An 18,481-nucleotide genomic window follows, 5' to 3' on the forward strand; every position below is an offset into this window, starting at 1 on the left:
CTCGACCACCGCCCGCTCACGACCCGAGGACGCCCATGCCCCGACTCGCCCTCTCCGACGACTTCGTCGCGGACCTCATCTCGCTCCAGAGGCCCGTCCAGAAGGAAGTCAACGACGCCATCCAGATGTTCCGGAGCATGTCCGTCCCACAGCTCCACGCGAGCAAGGGCATGCACCTGGAGAAGCTCGAGCGGGCGCGCGATCCCCGGATTCGCACCATACGCATCACCAAGTTCTACCGGGGAGTTCTCCTCGCTCCCGACGACGGAAGTGAACTCTTCACGCTCCTTCGGGTCGCCCCTCACGACGAGGCGATCAACTGGGCCTGCAAGCGCGCCTACTCGGTCAACGGCGCCACCGGCGGCCTCGAGGTGCGCAACGTCGAAGCCCTCGAGCAGATGGAGACCTACTTCGAGACGAAGGCGGTCGCCACGCCTTCCCGCCTCTTCGAGGAATACTCCGACACAGTGCTGCGCGACCTCGGCATCGACGAGCAGGTCCTGCGCCTGGCGCGTGTCTGCGTGACGGCCGACGACCTGACGGTCATGGCACCGCCCATGATGCCGGCCGATCAGTACGAAGTGCTGGAGTATCTGGCCGCCGACTACTCCCCCGAGGATGTCTGGGAGCAGCTGATCGCTCCGCGCGGACAGACCGTGCGGACGGCGGAGGACCGGCCGACGGTCACCCTCACCGAAGCAATTCTCAACACGCCGAACCGCATCGTGGAAGTGACGGGCCCCGGCGAGCTGGAACGCATCCTCACCGAGGACCTCACTCGCTGGCGCATCTTCCTCCACCCTGCCCAGCGCCGGTACGCCTATCACCCGGGCTTCAACGGACCCGCTCAAGTCACGGGCGGCCCTGGCACCGGCAAGACGGTCGTCGCTCTGCACCGCGTTCGGCATCTGCTCCGTACCGGCCGCGAAGGCGACCGAATTCTGCTGGCCACGTTCACGAACGCCATGGCGGCCGCACTGCGGGACAGTCTGGCGCTCCTGCTCGGCGAAGCGGACGCCCACCTTCTGGCTCGCGTCGACGTCACAACGGTGGACTCCCTCGCCGCACGGGTCATACGAGAGGCGCGGGGCAGTTCACCGAAACCCCTTTCGATGACCGCGGAAAAGAGCGCCTGGACCCGTGCCGCCGCTCGCGAAGACCTCCCTTGGCCGGAGCAGTTCCTGTCCCAGGAGTTCCGCAACGTCGTCCTGGCCCAGGGCCTGCGTACGCCCGAGGAGTACCTGCGCTGCATACGACGGGGGCGCGGTACTCAGGTAGGTCGGGTGCAAAGAGCCCGGCTGTGGCGCGTGATGGAACGGTTCACCGCGGATCTCTCGTCGCGCGACTCGGCGACGTACACCCAGTTGTGCGACCAAGCCGCAGGAATCCTGACCGACGACGGACCGCGATACCGCCATGTCGTCGTGGACGAGGCCCAGGACCTCCACCCGGCCCAGTGGCGGGTACTTCGCGCCTGCGTGGCTCCGCAATCCGACGACATGTTCCTCGTCGGTGACCCTCATCAGCGGATCTACGACTCTCGCGTCTCGCTCCGCTCGCTGGGGATCAATGTGCGAGGACGCACGTCCCGGCTTCGCCTCAACTACCGCAGCACGGAAGAGATCCTGCGCTGGTCCGCGTCCTTGCTCGACGGCCGGCCCGTGGGCCGCCTCGGTGAGGATGACGACGATGACGGTGGCCGGGATTCGCTGCGGGGCTACCGTTCCCAGTTGCATGGTCGTACCCCGACGGCCCACGGATACGGCAGTCAGGACGAGGAGCTTCGGGCACTGACCGAGCAGATCCGCACCTGGATCGAACAGGACGGTGTCAAGCCGTCGGAAGTGGCGGTGTGCGCCCGGTTCAACACGATGGTCGACGCGGTCATCGCACGCCTGCGGCGCGAGGGCATCCCGGTGGTCGCGGTCAAGGACGATCCAGGGCCAGAGGCATCGGGCGTGCGAGTCGCCACCATGCACGCGATGAAGGGGTTGGAGTTCCGTTGTGTGGCAGTCGTGGGCGTGACGTCCAGCGTGCTGCCTTTCGCTCCGCACGTGACGCCGGCCGACGTGGATCCCGTTCAGCACCAGTCCGATCTCCTGGCCGAGCACTGCCTGCTGTTCGTGGCGTGCACACGGGCCCGCGACGCGCTGGCCATCTCGTGGAGCGGTGAACGGAGTCGCATGCTGGACCCGGTCGCTGGTCGATGAGCACATACCCGCTGCCCGAACCGCCTTGCGGTTCGGGCAGCGGGGCTCATCGGTATCGGCAGATCCTCAGAGCTGTCGTCCGGCCTTGCCCAGTGCCTCAGACGCGAATCTCCCGGACGACGATCGTGTGGGTCTTGCCCTGAGAGGCGTCGTACGAGATCTCACGTCCCGGCGGCTGCCACATCAGCGCGTGGCCCAACGGAGAGGACGGAGAGACGATGTCCGCCTCGTCCGTGGGCAGTTCAGCGACCGTGTACAAGGTGTCGTCGTCGACCTGCCCGTCGAACTCGAGGACGAGCAACGCACCAGGAATGACAACCTGCGGAATGCCCGGCTCATGTCCGACGCGGACGGCATCGAGGAATGCCCGCAGAAAACCAAGGCGCTTCGTTCGACGATCGCGCTGATCGGCTTGTGTCTTTCTGAGAAAGACGAGGTTGGCCGCGTCCATTCCCTTCGGAGCCTCGTCCGCAGCGTCCACAGCGACCTGCAGCCCCTGTATCTCTCGGACCAGCCGCTGGAAGGCGGCGGCGGGAATCTCCTGAACGGGGACTGAAGCCTGCGGTGCTCCGAGTGAGGCCTGTTCCCGCTGCTGCGGCATGGATGTCACGGGCTGTACGGCAGGCCTGGTCGCCGGTGCCGATACGCGCGCGGGCTCCGAAGTCCGGACTCGCCGCTGCACCGGAGCAGGACCAAAGGGCACCGCCTTCCTTGCAGAGACCGGCGTCGGCGAACGCAGCCCCCGGGACTGAACGACCGGGTCCACCGACGGGGTCGGCATGTCGGCGGCTGCCTGGGTATCAGGCTGCGGGCTGTTGCCGTCAGTGGCCTCGTGCTCCGGAATCGTGCTCGCTCGTTCGTCGCCAGCCGGACCGCCGACCGGCGAGGCCTCGGTCCGCGCCACCTGTGACGAAGGGGCGGGCTCTTCCGCTTCTTCGCGAACCGGTTCGATCCCCAGCCGTTCCAACTCTGCCCAGAGCGGCGCGAGCGCCTGTTCGCGGTCCAGGTGGAACCGGCTTCCGCGGATGCGCACGAAGGTCCAGTCGACACGCTCCAGGTCACGCTGCCTGGCCGCCGCGGTCGATGCGTCCTCGCCCTCCGCGAAAGCGTCGCCGTCGCAGGCGACGGCGAGTCTGCGTGTTCCGCCCTCGACGACCAGGTCGATGGAGTGCCGGCCGACCCGGTACCCGGGACGCACGCGATAGTCGCGCGCGGTCAGTTCCAAATACACCTTCTGCTGGAAAAGGCTGTCGAACGCTTCGTGCCGTACGTCCGCGAGCACCTCACCGTTGACCGCGACGGTGTCCTCCTCCGCCGGCCGTGTGAGGTGGTCGAGCCACTGCCGGCGCAAGTCGTTCTCGTGGAACTGTTCGGTGCGCGCGCTGTGGAACACCCACACCTGGTCCTGGGCACGTGAGGCGGCGACGTTGAGCCGCTGCTCGTACGTCTTGCCGTTGAAGCCTCCCGGCACCGATCCGGCGACGGTGGTCGCTGAGTTGACGCAGGAGACGAACATGACGTGGCGTTCGTCGCCCTGGAAGTCCTCCGCGTCGCCGACCCGAATGCGTCGCTCCTCACGCTGCTCGTAGTCGAGACGTTCGGCGAGCAGGTTCTCCAGTTCCGCCAAGTGTCCCTTGCTGGCACGGAGGCTGATGACGCCCATGGTCTTCCCGTCGTATGCGGGGTCCGCGCAGCAGCGCACGATCGCGTCGACGAGCGCTTCGGCCTCGGCGGTATTGGCCAGTCGGGTATTACTTCCGAGGGCTTCGCCGTCCTCGACAAACACGGTACGGACCGGGGCCAGCCGATCGGCACCGTACTGCCGCAGCGGCTGCAGCCGCCCGTTGTAGCACAGTTCGTTGGAGAAGGAGATGATCTCCGGCATGCACCGGAAGTGCTCCTTGAGCATGAGTGTGCCGCGGCCCGCAGAAAGCGCCTCCGTGAGATCGAAGAAGCTGGAGTCGGGCCCGAAGAGGCTGCGGACATCCGGCTCGAGTGCGGTGAGCAGTCGGTCCCTCAGATGGAAGTACTCGTCCTGCTTGAGGCCGACATTGGAGGGGCTGACCTGCTTGCTGTCGCCGACGACGACCATCCGGTCGGCGAGCCAGCTCAGCAGCATGGCCTCAAGACCGGACTGGCTTGCCTCATCGACGATGACGACGTCGAACATGCCGGGGCGGTCCATGGGCACGGTCTCCGCGACCTGATGCAACGGCATGATCCAGGCCGGCACCGCGGTCTGTGCTTTCCGCAGTGCGGCCTGTGCGTCACGGCGATAGCGGTGCTGGTACTTGCCTTTGATCCGGCGGGCGGCCTGCTGGTACGCGCTGAGGGCTCGGGACTGGTCACCGGTGAGCAGTCCGAGACAGCGATGCCAAGCGCGGGCGGCGGCGAGCCTCGCGAGCATGATGCGTGCCTCGTCATCGGCCTCCGTCAGCCGCTTGCGCAGGGCACGCTCCGCCTGCGGATCGGTGAGCCGTTCCATGCGGTCGCGCCACGCGGACCAGGCCCAGGCTTCGATGAGGAGGGGCAGTCGTGCGTCCCACGTGGCGTCCTGCGGGGCGTCCGTGATCCGCTCGGCGAGTGAGGGGAACGCTTCCTGCACACGAGTGAGCGCAGCGTGTTGTTCAGCCCGGAGCCGGGCGGCCTCACGGACTTCGGCGATCTCGAAGCTGAACTCTCGGTAGCCATCGGGGTTCTGGGCGCGCACGGCGTCGAGTGCGCGCGTGACGGCGGGCGAGACATCCGGCCGGTCGTTCCAGGCGCGCAGGAGTTCTTCGGCGTCCGCGATGACCCGGCGCGATCGTTCGGCGGCGCGCAGCGCGGTGGCCGCGCGGAGCAGGGCCCGTACCGCGTTCTCGACGGACTGATCGTGCCAGGTGGCGACGGTCAGTACCGGCGACGTCGCGGCAGCGGTGAGCACATCCGTGCGGGCGGTGGCAACGGCCAGAACCGCTTCGAGTGCCTCCGCGTCCTGCCGCAGGCGAGCCAGTCGAGGACCGTGCCCCTGCCAGGCTCCGGCAGCACTTCCCCACTCGGACTCGACCTGCGCAAGGCGCAGTTCGAGCTGTACACGGGCGAGAACGACAGCCGCGGTTTCGACATCCTCCGGAGTACGTCCGTCGACCCGGACCGCCTCCACGAACGAGCCGACGGCTTTGGCCAGTTTCGAACGGATACCGAGCGGGCCGCGCAGCTTCTGCCCCTGACCGAGTCCGTCGTGCAGGGTGGTCGCCTGGCCGAGGGCCACGGCCGGGTCGTACTGCTCAAGGCCGCTCACCATCGCGGTACCCAATGTGGAAAGCGAGGCATCGACCACCGCGAGAGTCTCGGTGACGGCTACCTGCCGGCTGCGAGCCTGCCAGTCCTGACCCGCGTTCACTTCCTTCAGAAGTGCCCCGGCCCATTCTCCGGCCGCGGCGGCGAGTGACGCGGCACGGGCACGAGCGGCGGTGAAGGCGTCGAGAGCCGTCGAGAGCCGCTGTTGTTCGGCCTCCGTGAGACCGCGCACCGCGGTGTCGTACTCCTCGCTCAGCGGATCCTGCCGCACCGTCGCGTGCGCCTGTTCCACGGACCGTACAACGGAGACGGCTTCCTCGAAGTCACCGGGGCTGGGCAGTTCCGTGGGGCCGGGAACTTCGGCCGCCAGGGCCTGGTGGTGCGGTGTGAACGCCCGCGTGGTGCGGAGGAGGCCAAGCACGTCGTCGGCACTCAGCGTGGGCCGCTCCTGCGGGACCTGGCCGAGCCACTCGTACTTCTCGGCCTCGGAGGTGAGGCGTTCAGCGATCGTCTGGAGACTGCCGCAGTAGTCGCCGATCTCCCCTTCGAAGCGATGGGTCTCCTGTTCACGCAGCACGGCAAGATCGTGCAGCATGGTCTGCTGGGCGGACCGTGCCGCGGTGAGTCTTGCCTGCAGGACACGGATCTCACGCTGTGAGGCCTTCTCGTCGTAGCCGGCGTACTCACTGAGGATCTTCTGTACCGACGCCTCCAGCTCACGCTGGGCGGCGGCACCGTCCTCGGTGCGGCTCACGCACAGGTCACGGATGGACTCCGGCAGCTTGTCGCGCAGCACGCGCAGGGCACGCGGAGTGTGGCTCGTGATGAGGACACGCTTGCCCTGCGCGAGCAGGTCGGTCACCAGGTTGGCGATCGTGTGCGTCTTGCCGGTCCCGGGCGGGCCCTGGACCACGACGAGGCGGTTGGCGCGCAGACGTTCGGCGATCGTGCGCTGCTCCTCGTTGGCGGGGAGCGCGAAGTACATCTCGCCCGTCTCCGCCTCTGCCCCGCCGTCCTCGGCCGCCGCCAGGTCAGCCGCGGTCAACGCCCCGTCCCGGCCTGCGATATAGCCGAGCAACTCGGTGGGAGGGGTGCCACCGTCGATCTGGCGGGCGATGGCTTTGAGAGCGTCCATCGTGGAACGACGGTTGCGTTCACGCAGCACGAGTGCGGGGGTGAGCCCCACCTGCGGCACATCGAGAGTCCGCGGTTTGGCGCGCTCCACAGTCGGGAGGTAACTTCCGGCGCTGTGGGCGGCGTTGGACCAGCTGCGCAGGGCGGTGTGCAGAGCTTCGAGGTGTTCGGGATCGGTCACGTCGGAGGCGCCTTCGAGCACCTCGACGATTTCCTCCCGCACGGGCCCCGGGACATGCTGGGCTCCTTCCAGCATGCCCTCTTCCAGCTCCAGGCCTACGCCGGTCGGGTCGGGTGCGGCGGTGAGCGTACCGGTGGACGGGTCGAGCTGAATGGTGGCCCGGTGGGTGACCAGGTGCCGCTCCACACGCTGGCCGCTCGTCGTCTGCCAGGTCAGCCGGCCGAGCCCAAGTACGAGTTCGTACGCTTCGCCCAGGTTGGCGGCGTCCTCGTGCATCTTGTGAAGCCGGTCGTACAGTTTGACGAGGGGGTCGATCGCGCGCCGCCGCTCCGCCCACGCGAGCCACGCCTGTTCCCAGGCGGCATACAGCTTCTCGATCGCCTCCCGCTTCGGGTGTTCGTCGAGCTCGTGATAGGCCTTCTCGAGCGGTATCCCCTGGGACCAGTCCGGGAACTCGGGCTCGATCCGGCGACGCAGGTGCGGAGCGCGGGACTGCTTGAAGTCACGGATCCGCGCCTCGTCCACCCACGGCGCGAGCATCGCCGCGGGGTGAGGAGCGTCCTCGCGTTCAGGGCGCGCCACGGTCAGCCAGGCCGGGTCATCCGTGATGAGCACCCCGTCGAGCATCACCTCGACGCCGGGCATGTCCGGAAGCTCCTCGAACCACACGGTGCCGGCCGCGCCGTCGAGCGTGCGGACAGGCCGGGCCTTCGATTCTTCGGCCTCTGCGAGGAAACGAAAGATCTGACGCACCCGCGTGGCGTCCGTCTCGTCAGTGGCCAGCACCTGCGTCCGGGCGTGCGTGGCCCTTCGGCTTGTACCACGCGGCTGCGTCGGTACGCCCCCGAACACCCCCCGGGCGGGAGCCCCCGGATATTCGCTGACGTCGGCAAGGCCGTGGCCGACCATGGCATCCGGCTCCTCGTCCGCGAACAGGGACTGTTGCCGGTCACCGAAGAGCAAAGTCTGGTCAGGGAGCGGCGTCGCCGTGGTTCGCGCCAAAGCCCCTTGTGCAGGGGCAGGAGCAGCCGAAGCGGCAACGGCCGTGGTGAATGTGACACTCTCACGTTCATGCCCATCGGGGAAACGCACCTCGATGTCCAGCTCCGCGGCCGTACCTGCCGGAATGCTGTAGGCCCAGGTCGCCGAGATCCTGCGACCCTTTCGCAAGGTACCGTCGAGCGCCTCGTCCAGGACTTCGGTCCGGTAGTCCTGGACCTGACGCCCCGTCTTTCCGTACGGCCCGCTTCGGACGAGCAGGCTGATTCCGTGGACGTCGATCGGCTGTCCGGTTGCATTGCTCAGGTGCAAGGTGCACCTGACAATGTCGTCGCCCTGTCGGTAACCGTACGAGTCATCGGGATCGACGAGCTCATACGGCACGACGTCGTCGACTCGGACGTAGAGCCCGTCGTCGCACTGATGGACGGAGCCGACCGGCCTCATGCCGTCACTCAGGCCACTCTCACCCTGGCTCACACGCCACCCCACTGTTTTCAAGGGCCACATGGTGGCCACCTGGTGAAATCCCGCCCCGGCCACCCGAGTTGCGAGCACAACGCGCCCCCCGCCGCGTCAACTTCTAGTGTGAACTGAGCACACGGATCGAGAGTATCAGGAACGCCACCCCGACGACCCCTCGAGGGAACACTCGCCATATCGCAACACACACAAAGCGCCTCAGCGGCACCCGAAGCCGGTCGACCAATCCTCACCACCGATGCCACAGCGGGTACTTCCAGCGCACATCTACATGTTGACTGAGTTCACACTCATCTGCATGATGGTCGTCACGTCACCCGATCAGCCTCCCAATCGTTCCAGGGAAAGGCGCACACGCCATGCGCATGGAAGTGGTCCACGTGTCACCCGAGCTGGCCGCCCGGTGGCTCACCCAAAACACCAACAACCGGCCTCTCAGCAAGAACACCGTCCAGCAGCTGGCCGACCAGATCCAGCGCGGCGAATGGCAGTTGACGCACCAGGGCATCGCGTTCGACGAGGACGACGCACTCATCGACGGTCAGCACCGGCTGGCAGCCATCGTCAGAGCTGGGCTCACAGTGCCGCTGACCGTCACACAGGGCGTCCCCCGCACCGCCTTCACGGTGATGGATACGGGTCGTAAGCGCACCGGCCGGGACGCACTCGCACTCGCGGGTGAAGCCAACGCGACGCACCTGGCCGCGGCCCTGCGCGGACTCCACCTGTACCTGCACGCACCGAACTCCGCATGGAGCGGGGGCTCATCCGTCACCAGCAACGATCAGCTCCTGGTCGTCCTGGAGAAGCACCCCGGCATCCGCGACGCACTCCTTCACGGCATCGCGCTCAACCGCGCATGCCGTATCACTGTCACCGCGGCGACCATCGGCTGGTACGTCACCACCGCGGCGCGGCCCCACATCGACCAGTCCTCCTGGAAGGACGGAGTCGTCACCGGCGCGCGGCTGGAATCCGGCGATCCTCGCCTCACCCTGCGCAACACCATGCTCAGCCTGGCCGCGGGCAAGACCCACCGCCGCCGCGATGATTCACGCGAGCACCTGCTCTACTACCTCAAGTCGTGGAACGCCTGGGCCGAGGGCCGCACGATCAAGCTGCTCCGCCGGTCCCCCAACGAGACGATGCCCAGGATTTCCGACAAGTCGGTGGCCACGCTGGGGGACAGGACTGCCTAGCGGGCAGCCTGACGACCCGCAGGAAGTGGCAGAGAGGGCCCCATCGGCTCTGCCGGGATGGCCAAACCCTCCTGCCATTGACTGAGTTCACGCTAGATTCAGGTAACCGCTGTCCCCCCAGCACGCACCATCGGGCACATGGGACATACCCGTGCGCCCGGCAGGAAAGGAAGCACATGCGCGCTCAGGAGATCACCTTTCTCAAGCTCGTCCAAGGGGACAAGCAGTTCCAAGTGCCGCTCTACCAAAGGACATACAGCTGGGGCCGGGACCAGCTGAAGCGCCTGTGGGAGGACGTCGGCGAGCTCGTCGAGCAGCACGTGTCCGGCGAATCCGCGACGCCTCATTTCCTGGGGTCGGTGGTGCTGGCTCCGGGCCAGATCCAAGCCGGCGGCGTACAGAGATGGCTGGTCGTGGACGGTCAACAGCGCCTGACCACGCTCATGCTGGCGTTCACCGCCTTGCGCGACCACCTCAAGGAGAGCGGTGACTCGCGCGCCGCCGACAGAGTGCACCGGCAGGTCCTCGTCAACGAGTTCCACGAGGGTTCCGATCACTACCGGCTGCTGCCCACCCAGGCGGACCGAGAGGCGTACACCGCATGTGTCCAGTCCCGGGCCGAGGCGGGCGGGGGTGACAACATCGGCGCGGCCTACCGCTTCTTCCGCGGTGCGCTCGCCGAGGGGCACGAGGCGGATGTACAAAGCTGGGTGGAAACAGTGGAGACCGTCCTCAAGGACCTGCTCTCCATCGTGGAGATCACCGCCGAGCCGGGCGACAACGTGTACCGCATCTTCGAATCGATCAACAACACGGGCGTCGGGCTCAGTCAGAGCGACCTGCTGCGCAACTACGTGTTCATGCTCCTCCCCAAGCGCGGTGAGCGGGTCTACCAAGAACTGTGGTTGCCCATGCAGCAGGCTCTCGGGCCGAAGAACCTCGAACTCCTCGTCTGGCTGGACCTCGTCGTGCGCGGCCACTACAAGACCAAGCAGAGCGAGATCTACCGCGAGCAGCAGAAACGGCTCCAGCCGCTGGCCGGGGACGAGGACGCGTTGCAACGTGAGGTCGAACAACTGGCCGAGCGGGGTAGGAGATTCCTGCGCATCGTCGACCACACCCGGGAGCAGTCCCCCGCCCTCCGTACGGTCCTGGAGCGCCTGGCCTCCTGGGGCGGCCAGACCCACTATCCGCTCGCGCTGCATCTGCTGGACCTGCTCGACGCCGGCAGGACGACATCCGAGGACGTGGCGCAGGCGCTGGGCTACGTCGAGTCCTATCTGGTACGACGCCTGATCTGCCAGACGTCGACGGCCGGCCTGAACAGGATCTTCATGGAGGCACCGAAGGAGCTGGAGAGCGACCGGCCGGTCGCCGAGGCGGTCCGGCGGTTCCTGTCCGGCCGACGCCGACGCTGGCCGAGCGACGAGGAGTTGCGCGAGGCGGTCCGCAGCAAACCGTTCTACTGGAGTGGGCGCCCTCCACAGCGCAGCTACATCCTGCGCCGCCTGGAGGAGAGCTACCGCGCCTCCGAGCCCGTGGACTTCGCCAAGGCGTCCCTCAGCGTGGAGCACGTCCTGCCGCAGCGGCCCGCTCCCGCGTGGTTCGACCTGCTGGCCGAGGAGACGGAGCCGAACCAGACACCGCAGGAACTGCATGATCTGCTGGTACACACGCTCGGCAACCTCACTCTGACCGGTGACAATGCCAAGCTCTCGAATCACCCTTTCGAGCGCAAGCAGCAGATCCTCGACTCGAGCGCCCTGCGGATGAATCTGGAGATCTCCTCGGCGCAACGCTGGGGCAAGGCCGAGATCTTGAAGCGTGCCGACCGTCTGGCCGACCGCGCGGTGGAACTGTGGCCCGGACCGATCGGCGGAGTCAGGCCGGCCGCCGAGGAATCGCCGGGCTGGGCCGAACTGCGCGCCGCGTTGGTGGCGATGCCCAGTGGTACATGGACGACGTACGGCGATGTCGCCGAACTGATCGGCAGTCACCCCGTTCCCGTCGGGGCTTATCTGGGCGCCAACACGGTCGTGATCGGCGCCTACCGCGTGCTCACGGTGGAAGGCAAGGTCTCCCCGTCCTTCCGCTGGGCTGACGGCAGTGACCGTCCGCCGCCGCAGGATCTGCTGACGAGCGAAGGGGTGCGCTTCGACTCCCTGGGGCGAGCCCATCATTCCCAGCGCCTGTCCGCCGCCGAACTGGCCACCCTACTGGGGAGAGACGTGGCCCCGCCGGTCGCGCACGACCCACTCCCCGAAGGGGAGGACGAGGCAGCGGCCGAGCGGTTCCGTACGCAGCTGCGGGGGAACTGGCCGGACGCGTACGAAGGAGTCGTGGCGGCCCTCGACTTCTGGCGCCGTCAGGGCGGCCATGTGACCTACGGCCGGCACGAGGAGACAAGCTGCTTCCCGATGCTGGACGCCGGAACCAGCCGTCGGCCGCACCTGGTGTGGCCGGTCGGGATCTACCCCGTCAGCGGAACGGTCGAGGTGGTCTTCCAGTACCTGAAGACCCGCAGTCCCTTCGACGACACGGAACAGCGCCGGGAGCTCCTGAACCGCCTGAACAAGATCGACGGCATCGACCTGCCGGAGGCGAAGCTGGAGCTGCGTCCGTCCTTCCCGCTGACTGTCTTCGTGCGCCACAGTCATGAGATCTGCGAGGTGCTGGACTGGTTCGTGCAGGTGGCGGCGCTGGATCTGGCGCGGCGGGGCTGACGGTCGACCCGCCGGTGAGGCCCCCTGCGACGGCGGTACGAGCCTCGGTGGCAGCGGAGCTCGGGCTACGTGCGGTGGAATGAGAAACAGGTGGCGTCCTGGGCAGACGCGGCCGCCCGAGAGGCATGCCGGGCTCTCGTGAGCGAACGGGAGAGCGCGGGAATCGCCTGGCCGTACTCTCGCTATGCCGTGGCGGAGATCGGCGGGTCCCATTACATGATGATCCGTTGGGGCACGGCCACCACTCAGGCCGACTGCCCGGCCTGAGCCGCGGATCCGGGCCGTGACCGAGGTTGACCCTCGACCTTGTCGAGGGCTCAGAGTTCCGGGTGTGGAGAACGAGATGCGCAGCATTGGGGAGATGGCCCGGGACGGCGGACTGAGCGTGAGCGCGCTTCGGTTCTACGACCGGGCCGGTGTCCTGGTCCCCGCCTGGGTGGACCCGGTCAGCGGCTACCGCTGGTACGAGCCCGAGCAGCTGGAGGAGGCCCGGTTGCTGGCCCGGTTGCGTCGGGCCGGCATGCCCCTGGCCGACATTCGGCTCGTCCTGGCCGCCTGGTCCGGTACGGACACGGATCTGGTGCGCGCTCTCCTTCAGGCGCACCTGCGCCGTCTCGAACTGGGGCTGTCCGATGCCCGCAGTGAGTTCTCCACGCTCCGAGCTCTACTCGACCACAGGGAGAACCCCATGACCTCGCTCCGCAGCGCCCCCGTCCGGCTGTCCGTCCCCGCGCCGAAGCTGGCCGCCGCGCTGGACGCCGTCCGCTTCGCGGCCCGGACCGACCCGGATGTGCCGATGCTCGGCGGGATCCTGTTCGACATCGAGGGCGAAGGACTCCGCCTCGTGGCCACCGACCGGTATCGAATGGCCGTCGCGCAGGCCCCTACGACAGGGCACAGCGGCTCTCGTGTGCAGGCCATCGTGCCTCTGCCGCTCGCCGACGCGATGCGGGCGCTGCTGACCGGCGAGGAACCCGTCCAGCTCGCGCTGGACGGTGACCGCGTGACGTTGGAGACCGGGGATCGGCAGGCAGCCGGACAGAGTCTCGGCCACGAGTTCCCCGACTACCGTCGCCTCGTCCACCTCCCCGCCGGTCATCGGGCCCACGTCGATACGGCGGCCCTCCGGGAGGCGCTGGAGACCGGCCCCGTTCGCGCGGGCGAGACGCGCAAGCAGGACGGCGAGTCCCAGGACCTCAGTGTGCTCAGGGTGGCGGAGAACGGAACCGTGATCGTGTGCGACGACGGTGACGACGACCAGAACGACGTCGCCGTCAACCGCGAGTTCCTCCTGGACGCGCTCGCTGCCGGGGCCCGGGACGAGCTGATCCTGGAACTGGGCGCGCCGACGGCGCCGCTCGCGATCCGCCGGCCCGACGACGAAGACGCCTTCTCGCTCCTCATGCCGGTCCGCCTGACGGACTGACGGTACGTCCTCATGGAGGCGACGGAAGCGGCATCGTCACCCCAGCGGGAACGGGGTGGCAAGTCTTCCGACCAAGCACCGAACCAACCACTGGCCACACCGACAGAAGTCCTTATGCTCTGCCCATGACATCCGGATTGACCCCTCAACACATTCTTCACGGCTGGCTGTTGAACGTGCTCGGGGAGTTGGGCGGCAGCGCACCAACCGCTCACGCGCTCGAGCGCATGGAACAGCGTTACGGAACACTGCTCTCCGCCGAGGACCACGAAGGAACGGAGCGAGACAATGAACCCAAGTGGCACAACAGAACCAGGTTCGAACGAAAGAGAATGGAACGATCGGGTCTCCTGGTCCCGGCCCGGGAGTCGCGCGGTGTCTGGACACTGACTGAAGCCGGCTGGGAACAGTTTCGCCTCGTTCGAGACGCGAACGCCGCATCACAAGTCAGCATGGGGATGCAGGGCTCCCCCTCCACACCGTCCCCCCACCCGCCGGAGGGGAACGGTAGGCCCTCTCGCGCCGTAGAGACAACTCAACGCATAATCCGGAGTACAGCCGTTGCCGACTACGTGAAACGAATACACGACTACAGCTGTCAGGTTTGCGGGACTCGACTCGCAACCTCAACAGGAGCGTACGCGGAAGCAGCGCACATCCGAGCCTTGGGACGCCCTCACGATGGGCCCGACATCACGGCCAACGTACTGTGCCTGTGCCCCAACCATCACGTTCTCTTCGACTTCGGCATGTTGACCATAGGTGATGATTTGGTCGTCACCGATCGCTCTTTTGGATCTTCGGCATACCGACTCAGAGAGATACCGGAACACAGAATCGACCGCCAGTACCTGGCTTACCACCGTGCCCACCACAGCGGACCGGGGCTTCCTTTCAGCTCGTGACAAGGGCCCGGGCTTACCCTCGAACACTGCGGTCGTGTGGCGGGGCGCCGCCCGCGTCGTGAGTCCCTACGTCTCGCGCACCCGGCCGACGACCTTGGTCCGGGCACCGTGCGGCCGGGGATGCGGAGAGAGGGGCGGCTGCTTATGTCGCACCTCAGCCCAGACGGTCTTGGTGTAGGCGTCGCCGATGTCGCATCCCCACTGGTCTGCGTGCGCCTCCACGAGAAGCAGGCCACGGCCCGACGGGGCGTCGACGGCCGAAGCTACAAGGTCCGCGGGACGAGGAGGACGGCGCTCGGGGCGGGTGTCGGTCACCTCGACGCGGAAGCGGTCGGGCAGGAGGAGTAACGCGAGGCGGAAGTCCCGGCCGGGGAGGCTGCCGTGGCGGACCGCGTTCGACGCCAACTCGGCAGTGACGAGGGCGACGGCACGGGCCGGGTCGGAGTCGTACGGGAGGCCGGTCCACTCGGTGAACTGCTGCACGGCGAGCTGGCGGGCGAGGCGGGCGCCGCGTCTCGTACTGCTGAAACGCAGGGACAGTTGGCGGACGGGAGTGACAGGCGGCTTCGTCTCGTCGGTGAGGTGCTGGTGGGTCACGGTGTCAGCGTGGTGGTGTGCATGGCCCGCTGACCAGGTGCGACGGCCGTACGTCGTCTTCGTCGTACGGAGTGGGCGGGTGGCCGTGGGCTTGGTTGTACGGGGCTTGTACGGGCGTTGTACGGGTCCGGCGCGTGTCCCGGTTCCCGCGCGTCGCGTTGGACATGGACCTGCGGCGAGCGCGGCCGTGGGCGGGGCGCCGAGCGGGATGGAAGGGCGTGGGACTGTGAGGACGGTACGGGACGCACGGGAGACGCGGACGGGACTGAGCGCGAAGACCAAGGGCGAAGCCTTCGACCTCAGTGTGCTCAGGGTGACGGAGAACGGGACAGTGATCGTGTGCGACGACGGTGACGACGACCAGAACAACGTCGCCGTCAACCGCGAGTTCCTGCTCCACGCGCTCGCCGCCGGGGCCCGGGACGAACTGGTTCTGGAGTTCGGCGCACCCACGGCTCCCCTGGCGATCCGCCGGACCGACACCGAGGGCACCTTCTCGATCCTGATGCCGGTCCGCCTGGAGGACTGAGACCGACCGGCAGCGGATCACCAGCCGGGGTAGCGGTCCCGCCAGTTCGGATCCCAGCCCAAGGTGTACTCGGTGCCGCTGGGGCGGTCGGCGATTTGGGCTACGAGGTCGCGGGCCAGGGTGTCGAGGACCCAGGCCAGTTCGTGACGGCTGACCAGGCCGACGGGCAGGGCCTCGGCACCGTGGGCCGCTCCGAGCAGCGCACCGGCCACGCAGGCGACCGAGTCACCGTCCGGTGCCCCGGCTGCGAAACTCAGCGCGTTGGCGACCTGGTCCCGTTCGGGGAAGGATGCGGTGACATACACGCCGCCGAGCAGGGCCGACGGCGCGGTGGCATTCGGCGCCAGCTTCGCGAGCCGCTTGGCGTCGGCCGGGTGAGCGACGGCCATCTCAAGTGCTTGGCCGAGCCGGTCGAGTTCCTTGGGAGCGGAAACCAGGTCGATACCACGGAGGGCACGAAGGCCTTCCTGTAGCGCGTGCTGTACCTGGGTCCGACTGCCGGACGAAGCCTTTGCCTCGGTCAGGTCGGTCAGGCAGTGCTGGGCCAGTACCACCGCCTGGGCGGTAGCGGTGTGCGCGGCGGGGTCGCCGTGGGTGAGGGATGCGATCTCACGGGCCGTGTCGACTGCCGGCTCGGAGCCGTAGGCGGCACCGAGCACGGCGACCGGAAGGGTACGGGTGAGCGCGTGGCAGCCGCCGCTGGTCGTCGGCTTCTCCACCTGGCCATGCACGCTCTTGGCCAGCGCGGTCACGGTCGCCGGCGCCGAACCACGCCGTTCGGCCAGGACGGGCACCTGGGCGAGCCAGCCGTCGGGCCACACCTCCCCGTCCGATCCCCAGCGGTGGGCCTTGAGACCTTGCATGGCGGCCCACCGGCAGTAGGCGTGCCACACCCCTCCTGACGGGGCGTAGGGAAGACTCCTGTAGTCGCCGCGAACCCACGCGCGGATGATGCCCTCGGTGGTGAAGCAGGCCAGCTGGGTGCTGACCCCGGCCCGCAACGTGCCGTCGACCGGCAGCTTGCCCTTGGCGTGGCCGAGCGTGTCGCCGATGGCCAGGCCGAGCAGCAGCCCGCGTACCCGGGACACCGCGTGCTTCTCCTTCAGGAACTCCCGCGGTATCCGGTCCGCATCCGGCTCGTCGGGCTCCACGGAGAACAGCGAATCCTGTTCCGCGGAGGTGTCGTCGCAGGGGCCGCCGGTCTTGTCGTCCGTCGTTCCCGCACTCCCTGTGGCGTCGTGCGCCTGGTTCTTCCGAGAAACGGTTCCGGCCGTCTTCCTTCCAGCGGCCGTCGGAGTGGCCAGCTCGTGAACCGCGTCGTGCAGTTCGGGGTGCGCCGACAGATGCCAGCCGTTCACCAGCGCGGTACGCAAGTCCTTCAGCGCGGTCTTGGGGTCGGTGCCGGTGGCCAGGTGGCTGTAGACGGCGGCGACGGCCGGGGTGCGGCTCTGTCCGGCATAGCAGTGGAGCAGGACCCGCTTGCCCTCCTGACGCAGCCGCAGCACTTCACGGGCGGCCTGGTCCACCACGTAGTGGAGGTTGGCGTTGTCTCCCTGACTGTCCACCAGCCAGACGCGGACGTGCTCGACGTCGGTACCGGGCAGGACCGAACCCGTGCCCATGCGGCACAGCGACACCACCGCCTCGACGTCGACCGCCTCGGCGCCCTGGGCCGTGGTCAGATTGCCCAGCACCACCCCGGGGTCGTGCGGGTGGGCTATGGCGAAGCCAGGGTGGGAGGAGGGCAGGTGCGGCGTCGAGGGCCAGCCGCTCGCATCGTCGCTGCCGCCGCGGGCGGTGAGCAGTGCCAACCGGACCAGATCGGCCCCGTTCAGACCCGGCCAGCCGTTGACGGCGCGCTGCCACTCCAGCGGAACGCCGGAGCAGCCCCAGCGCGCGCCGAGCAGGGCGCCGGCGATCGCCGCGACGGTGTCGGTGTCCGTTCCGGCGCGTACCGCCGCTTCCAGGGCCAACTGAAGGTGCCGGGCGGGGAAGTTGCGCTCGGTGGAACTCAACTCCGGGACGGCGGTACGGGTGATCGCCGACCAGGCGGCCTGGAGTGCGTGGACGACCCAGCCGTTGTTGGTGAAGTGGCGCGGTGGGTGGGCCTCGGCCTCGTCCAGCCGCTCGGCCCACAGGTCCCGGCGTTCGGCGGGCAGGAGGTCCAGACCGGCGCGTACGCCGTCGAAGGTCCCCTCCAGTACGGCGGTACGGATGCCGGAGCACCACAACACGCATGCGTCGGCGCAGTCAGGGTCCGGGTGGGTGAGCGCGCTGACGGCGATGGCGGCATCGGCCATCGCGGCGGGGTCACCGAGGTGGGCGAGGGCGACGATCCCGGTCCGCATCAAGGATCCGTTCCCCGCGCTGCGCGCGTTGCCGGCGGTGTACTCGCGGGCCGCCTCCCGCATCGCCGTGCCCGCCGACCCGGGTGCGCGGGCGGCGATGCTCAGGATCAGGCTGGTCTGGTTGCCGACATCGCTGGCGCCTTCGCCAAGCCAGTCCTGGAAGTTGGCGGCGATCGCGTCCAGGGCTTCCGGGTCGCGCAGATCCGCTCCGGTCGCCGCGACCTGGGCGATGCAGACCTGCATCTGGGTGTCGTCGGAGTACTCACCGGGCTCGTACGGCCCCAGGCCGCCACCGATCATCATCGGCTGCTGATCCTCGCTCAGCGTCGCCTTGAACTCGTACGGCACGCCCAGCGCGTCGCCCACCGCTGCGCCGAGCAGCACTCCGGCGGCCCGATCGGCAGTCCGTGCGTCCAGCTTGGGGTTGGGTGAGGGTATGCGTGCCATGCGGACTCCAGATGGTGCGAT

Annotated in this window: 9 protein-coding genes; 6 read left to right on the forward strand and 3 right to left on the reverse strand. The window is 68.1% G+C overall.

Annotated elements, in window-relative coordinates:
• The first annotated feature begins 35 nt into the window (after positions 1–35).
• Positions 36–2,210, forward strand: coding sequence for a UvrD-helicase domain-containing protein (locus tag ACZ69M_RS09305; RefSeq protein ID WP_470048106.1), 2,175 nt, complete (start codon positions 36–38; stop codon positions 2,208–2,210).
• Between the two features lie 97 nt (positions 2,211–2,307).
• Here ACZ69M_RS09305 and ACZ69M_RS09310 read toward each other — a convergent pair whose 3' ends face one another.
• Complete coding sequence (locus ACZ69M_RS09310) at positions 2,308–8,313, reverse strand: AAA domain-containing protein (RefSeq protein WP_470048108.1); 6,006 nt, start codon at positions 8,311–8,313, stop codon at positions 2,308–2,310.
• A 332-nt stretch (positions 8,314–8,645) separates the two neighbouring features.
• On the opposite strand from ACZ69M_RS09310, the gene ACZ69M_RS09315 reads away from it, so the two are divergent.
• The 4 genes from ACZ69M_RS09315 (at position 8,646) to ACZ69M_RS09330 (ending at position 14,539) form a co-directional block, all read left to right on the forward strand.
• On the forward strand, positions 8,646–9,485 hold the full coding sequence (locus ACZ69M_RS09315) for a hypothetical protein (protein ID WP_392706657.1): 840 nt from the start codon (positions 8,646–8,648) through the stop codon (positions 9,483–9,485).
• 176 nt (positions 9,486–9,661) lie between these two features.
• The gene (locus ACZ69M_RS09320; protein ID WP_470048110.1) at positions 9,662–12,208 is read left to right on the forward strand and encodes a GmrSD restriction endonuclease domain-containing protein; all 2,547 of its coding nucleotides are present in this window, start codon (positions 9,662–9,664) and stop codon (positions 12,206–12,208) included.
• 343 nt (positions 12,209–12,551) lie between these two features.
• Entirely contained in the window at positions 12,552–13,634 is a 1,083-nt protein-coding gene (locus tag ACZ69M_RS09325; RefSeq protein ID WP_470048112.1) for a DNA polymerase III subunit beta family protein, read from the forward strand.
• Positions 13,635–13,759: 125 nt separating this feature from the next.
• On the forward strand, positions 13,760–14,539 hold the full coding sequence (locus tag ACZ69M_RS09330; RefSeq protein ID WP_470048114.1) for an HNH endonuclease: 780 nt from the start codon (positions 13,760–13,762) through the stop codon (positions 14,537–14,539).
• Positions 14,540–14,605: 66 nt separating this feature from the next.
• Here ACZ69M_RS09330 and ACZ69M_RS09335 read toward each other — a convergent pair whose 3' ends face one another.
• The gene (locus ACZ69M_RS09335) at positions 14,606–15,136 is read right to left on the reverse strand and encodes an ATP-binding protein (RefSeq protein WP_470048116.1); all 531 of its coding nucleotides are present in this window, start codon (positions 15,134–15,136) and stop codon (positions 14,606–14,608) included.
• A 226-nt stretch (positions 15,137–15,362) separates the two neighbouring features.
• Between ACZ69M_RS09335 and ACZ69M_RS09340 the strand changes: the two genes are divergently transcribed.
• A complete protein-coding gene (locus tag ACZ69M_RS09340) occupies positions 15,363–15,665 on the forward strand; it encodes a hypothetical protein (protein ID WP_470048118.1) in 303 nt (100 codons plus the stop codon).
• Positions 15,666–15,682: 17 nt separating this feature from the next.
• On the opposite strand, the gene ACZ69M_RS09345 is transcribed toward ACZ69M_RS09340, so the two are convergent.
• Complete coding sequence (locus tag ACZ69M_RS09345) at positions 15,683–18,460, reverse strand: ADP-ribosylglycohydrolase family protein (RefSeq protein WP_470048120.1); 2,778 nt, start codon at positions 18,458–18,460, stop codon at positions 15,683–15,685.
• Positions 18,461–18,481: the final 21 nt, after the last annotated feature.

The organism is Streptomyces sp. NPDC107454 (assembly GCF_055582885.1).

Coding starts and splice junctions, on each gene's coding strand:
- ACZ69M_RS09310 (WP_470048108.1), bottom strand. CDS start 8,313: ATGTGGCCCTTGAAAACAGTGGGGTGGCGTGTGAGCCAGGGTGAGAGT.
- ACZ69M_RS09345 (WP_470048120.1), bottom strand. CDS start 18,460: ATGGCACGCATACCCTCACCCAACCCCAAGCTGGACGCACGGACTGCC.
- ACZ69M_RS09330 (WP_470048114.1), top strand. CDS start 13,760: ATGACATCCGGATTGACCCCTCAACACATTCTTCACGGCTGGCTGTTG.
- ACZ69M_RS09320 (WP_470048110.1), top strand. CDS start 9,662: ATGCGCGCTCAGGAGATCACCTTTCTCAAGCTCGTCCAAGGGGACAAG.
- ACZ69M_RS09315 (WP_392706657.1), top strand. CDS start 8,646: ATGCGCATGGAAGTGGTCCACGTGTCACCCGAGCTGGCCGCCCGGTGG.
- ACZ69M_RS09305 (WP_470048106.1), top strand. CDS start 36: ATGCCCCGACTCGCCCTCTCCGACGACTTCGTCGCGGACCTCATCTCG.
- ACZ69M_RS09325 (WP_470048112.1), top strand. CDS start 12,552: ATGCGCAGCATTGGGGAGATGGCCCGGGACGGCGGACTGAGCGTGAGC.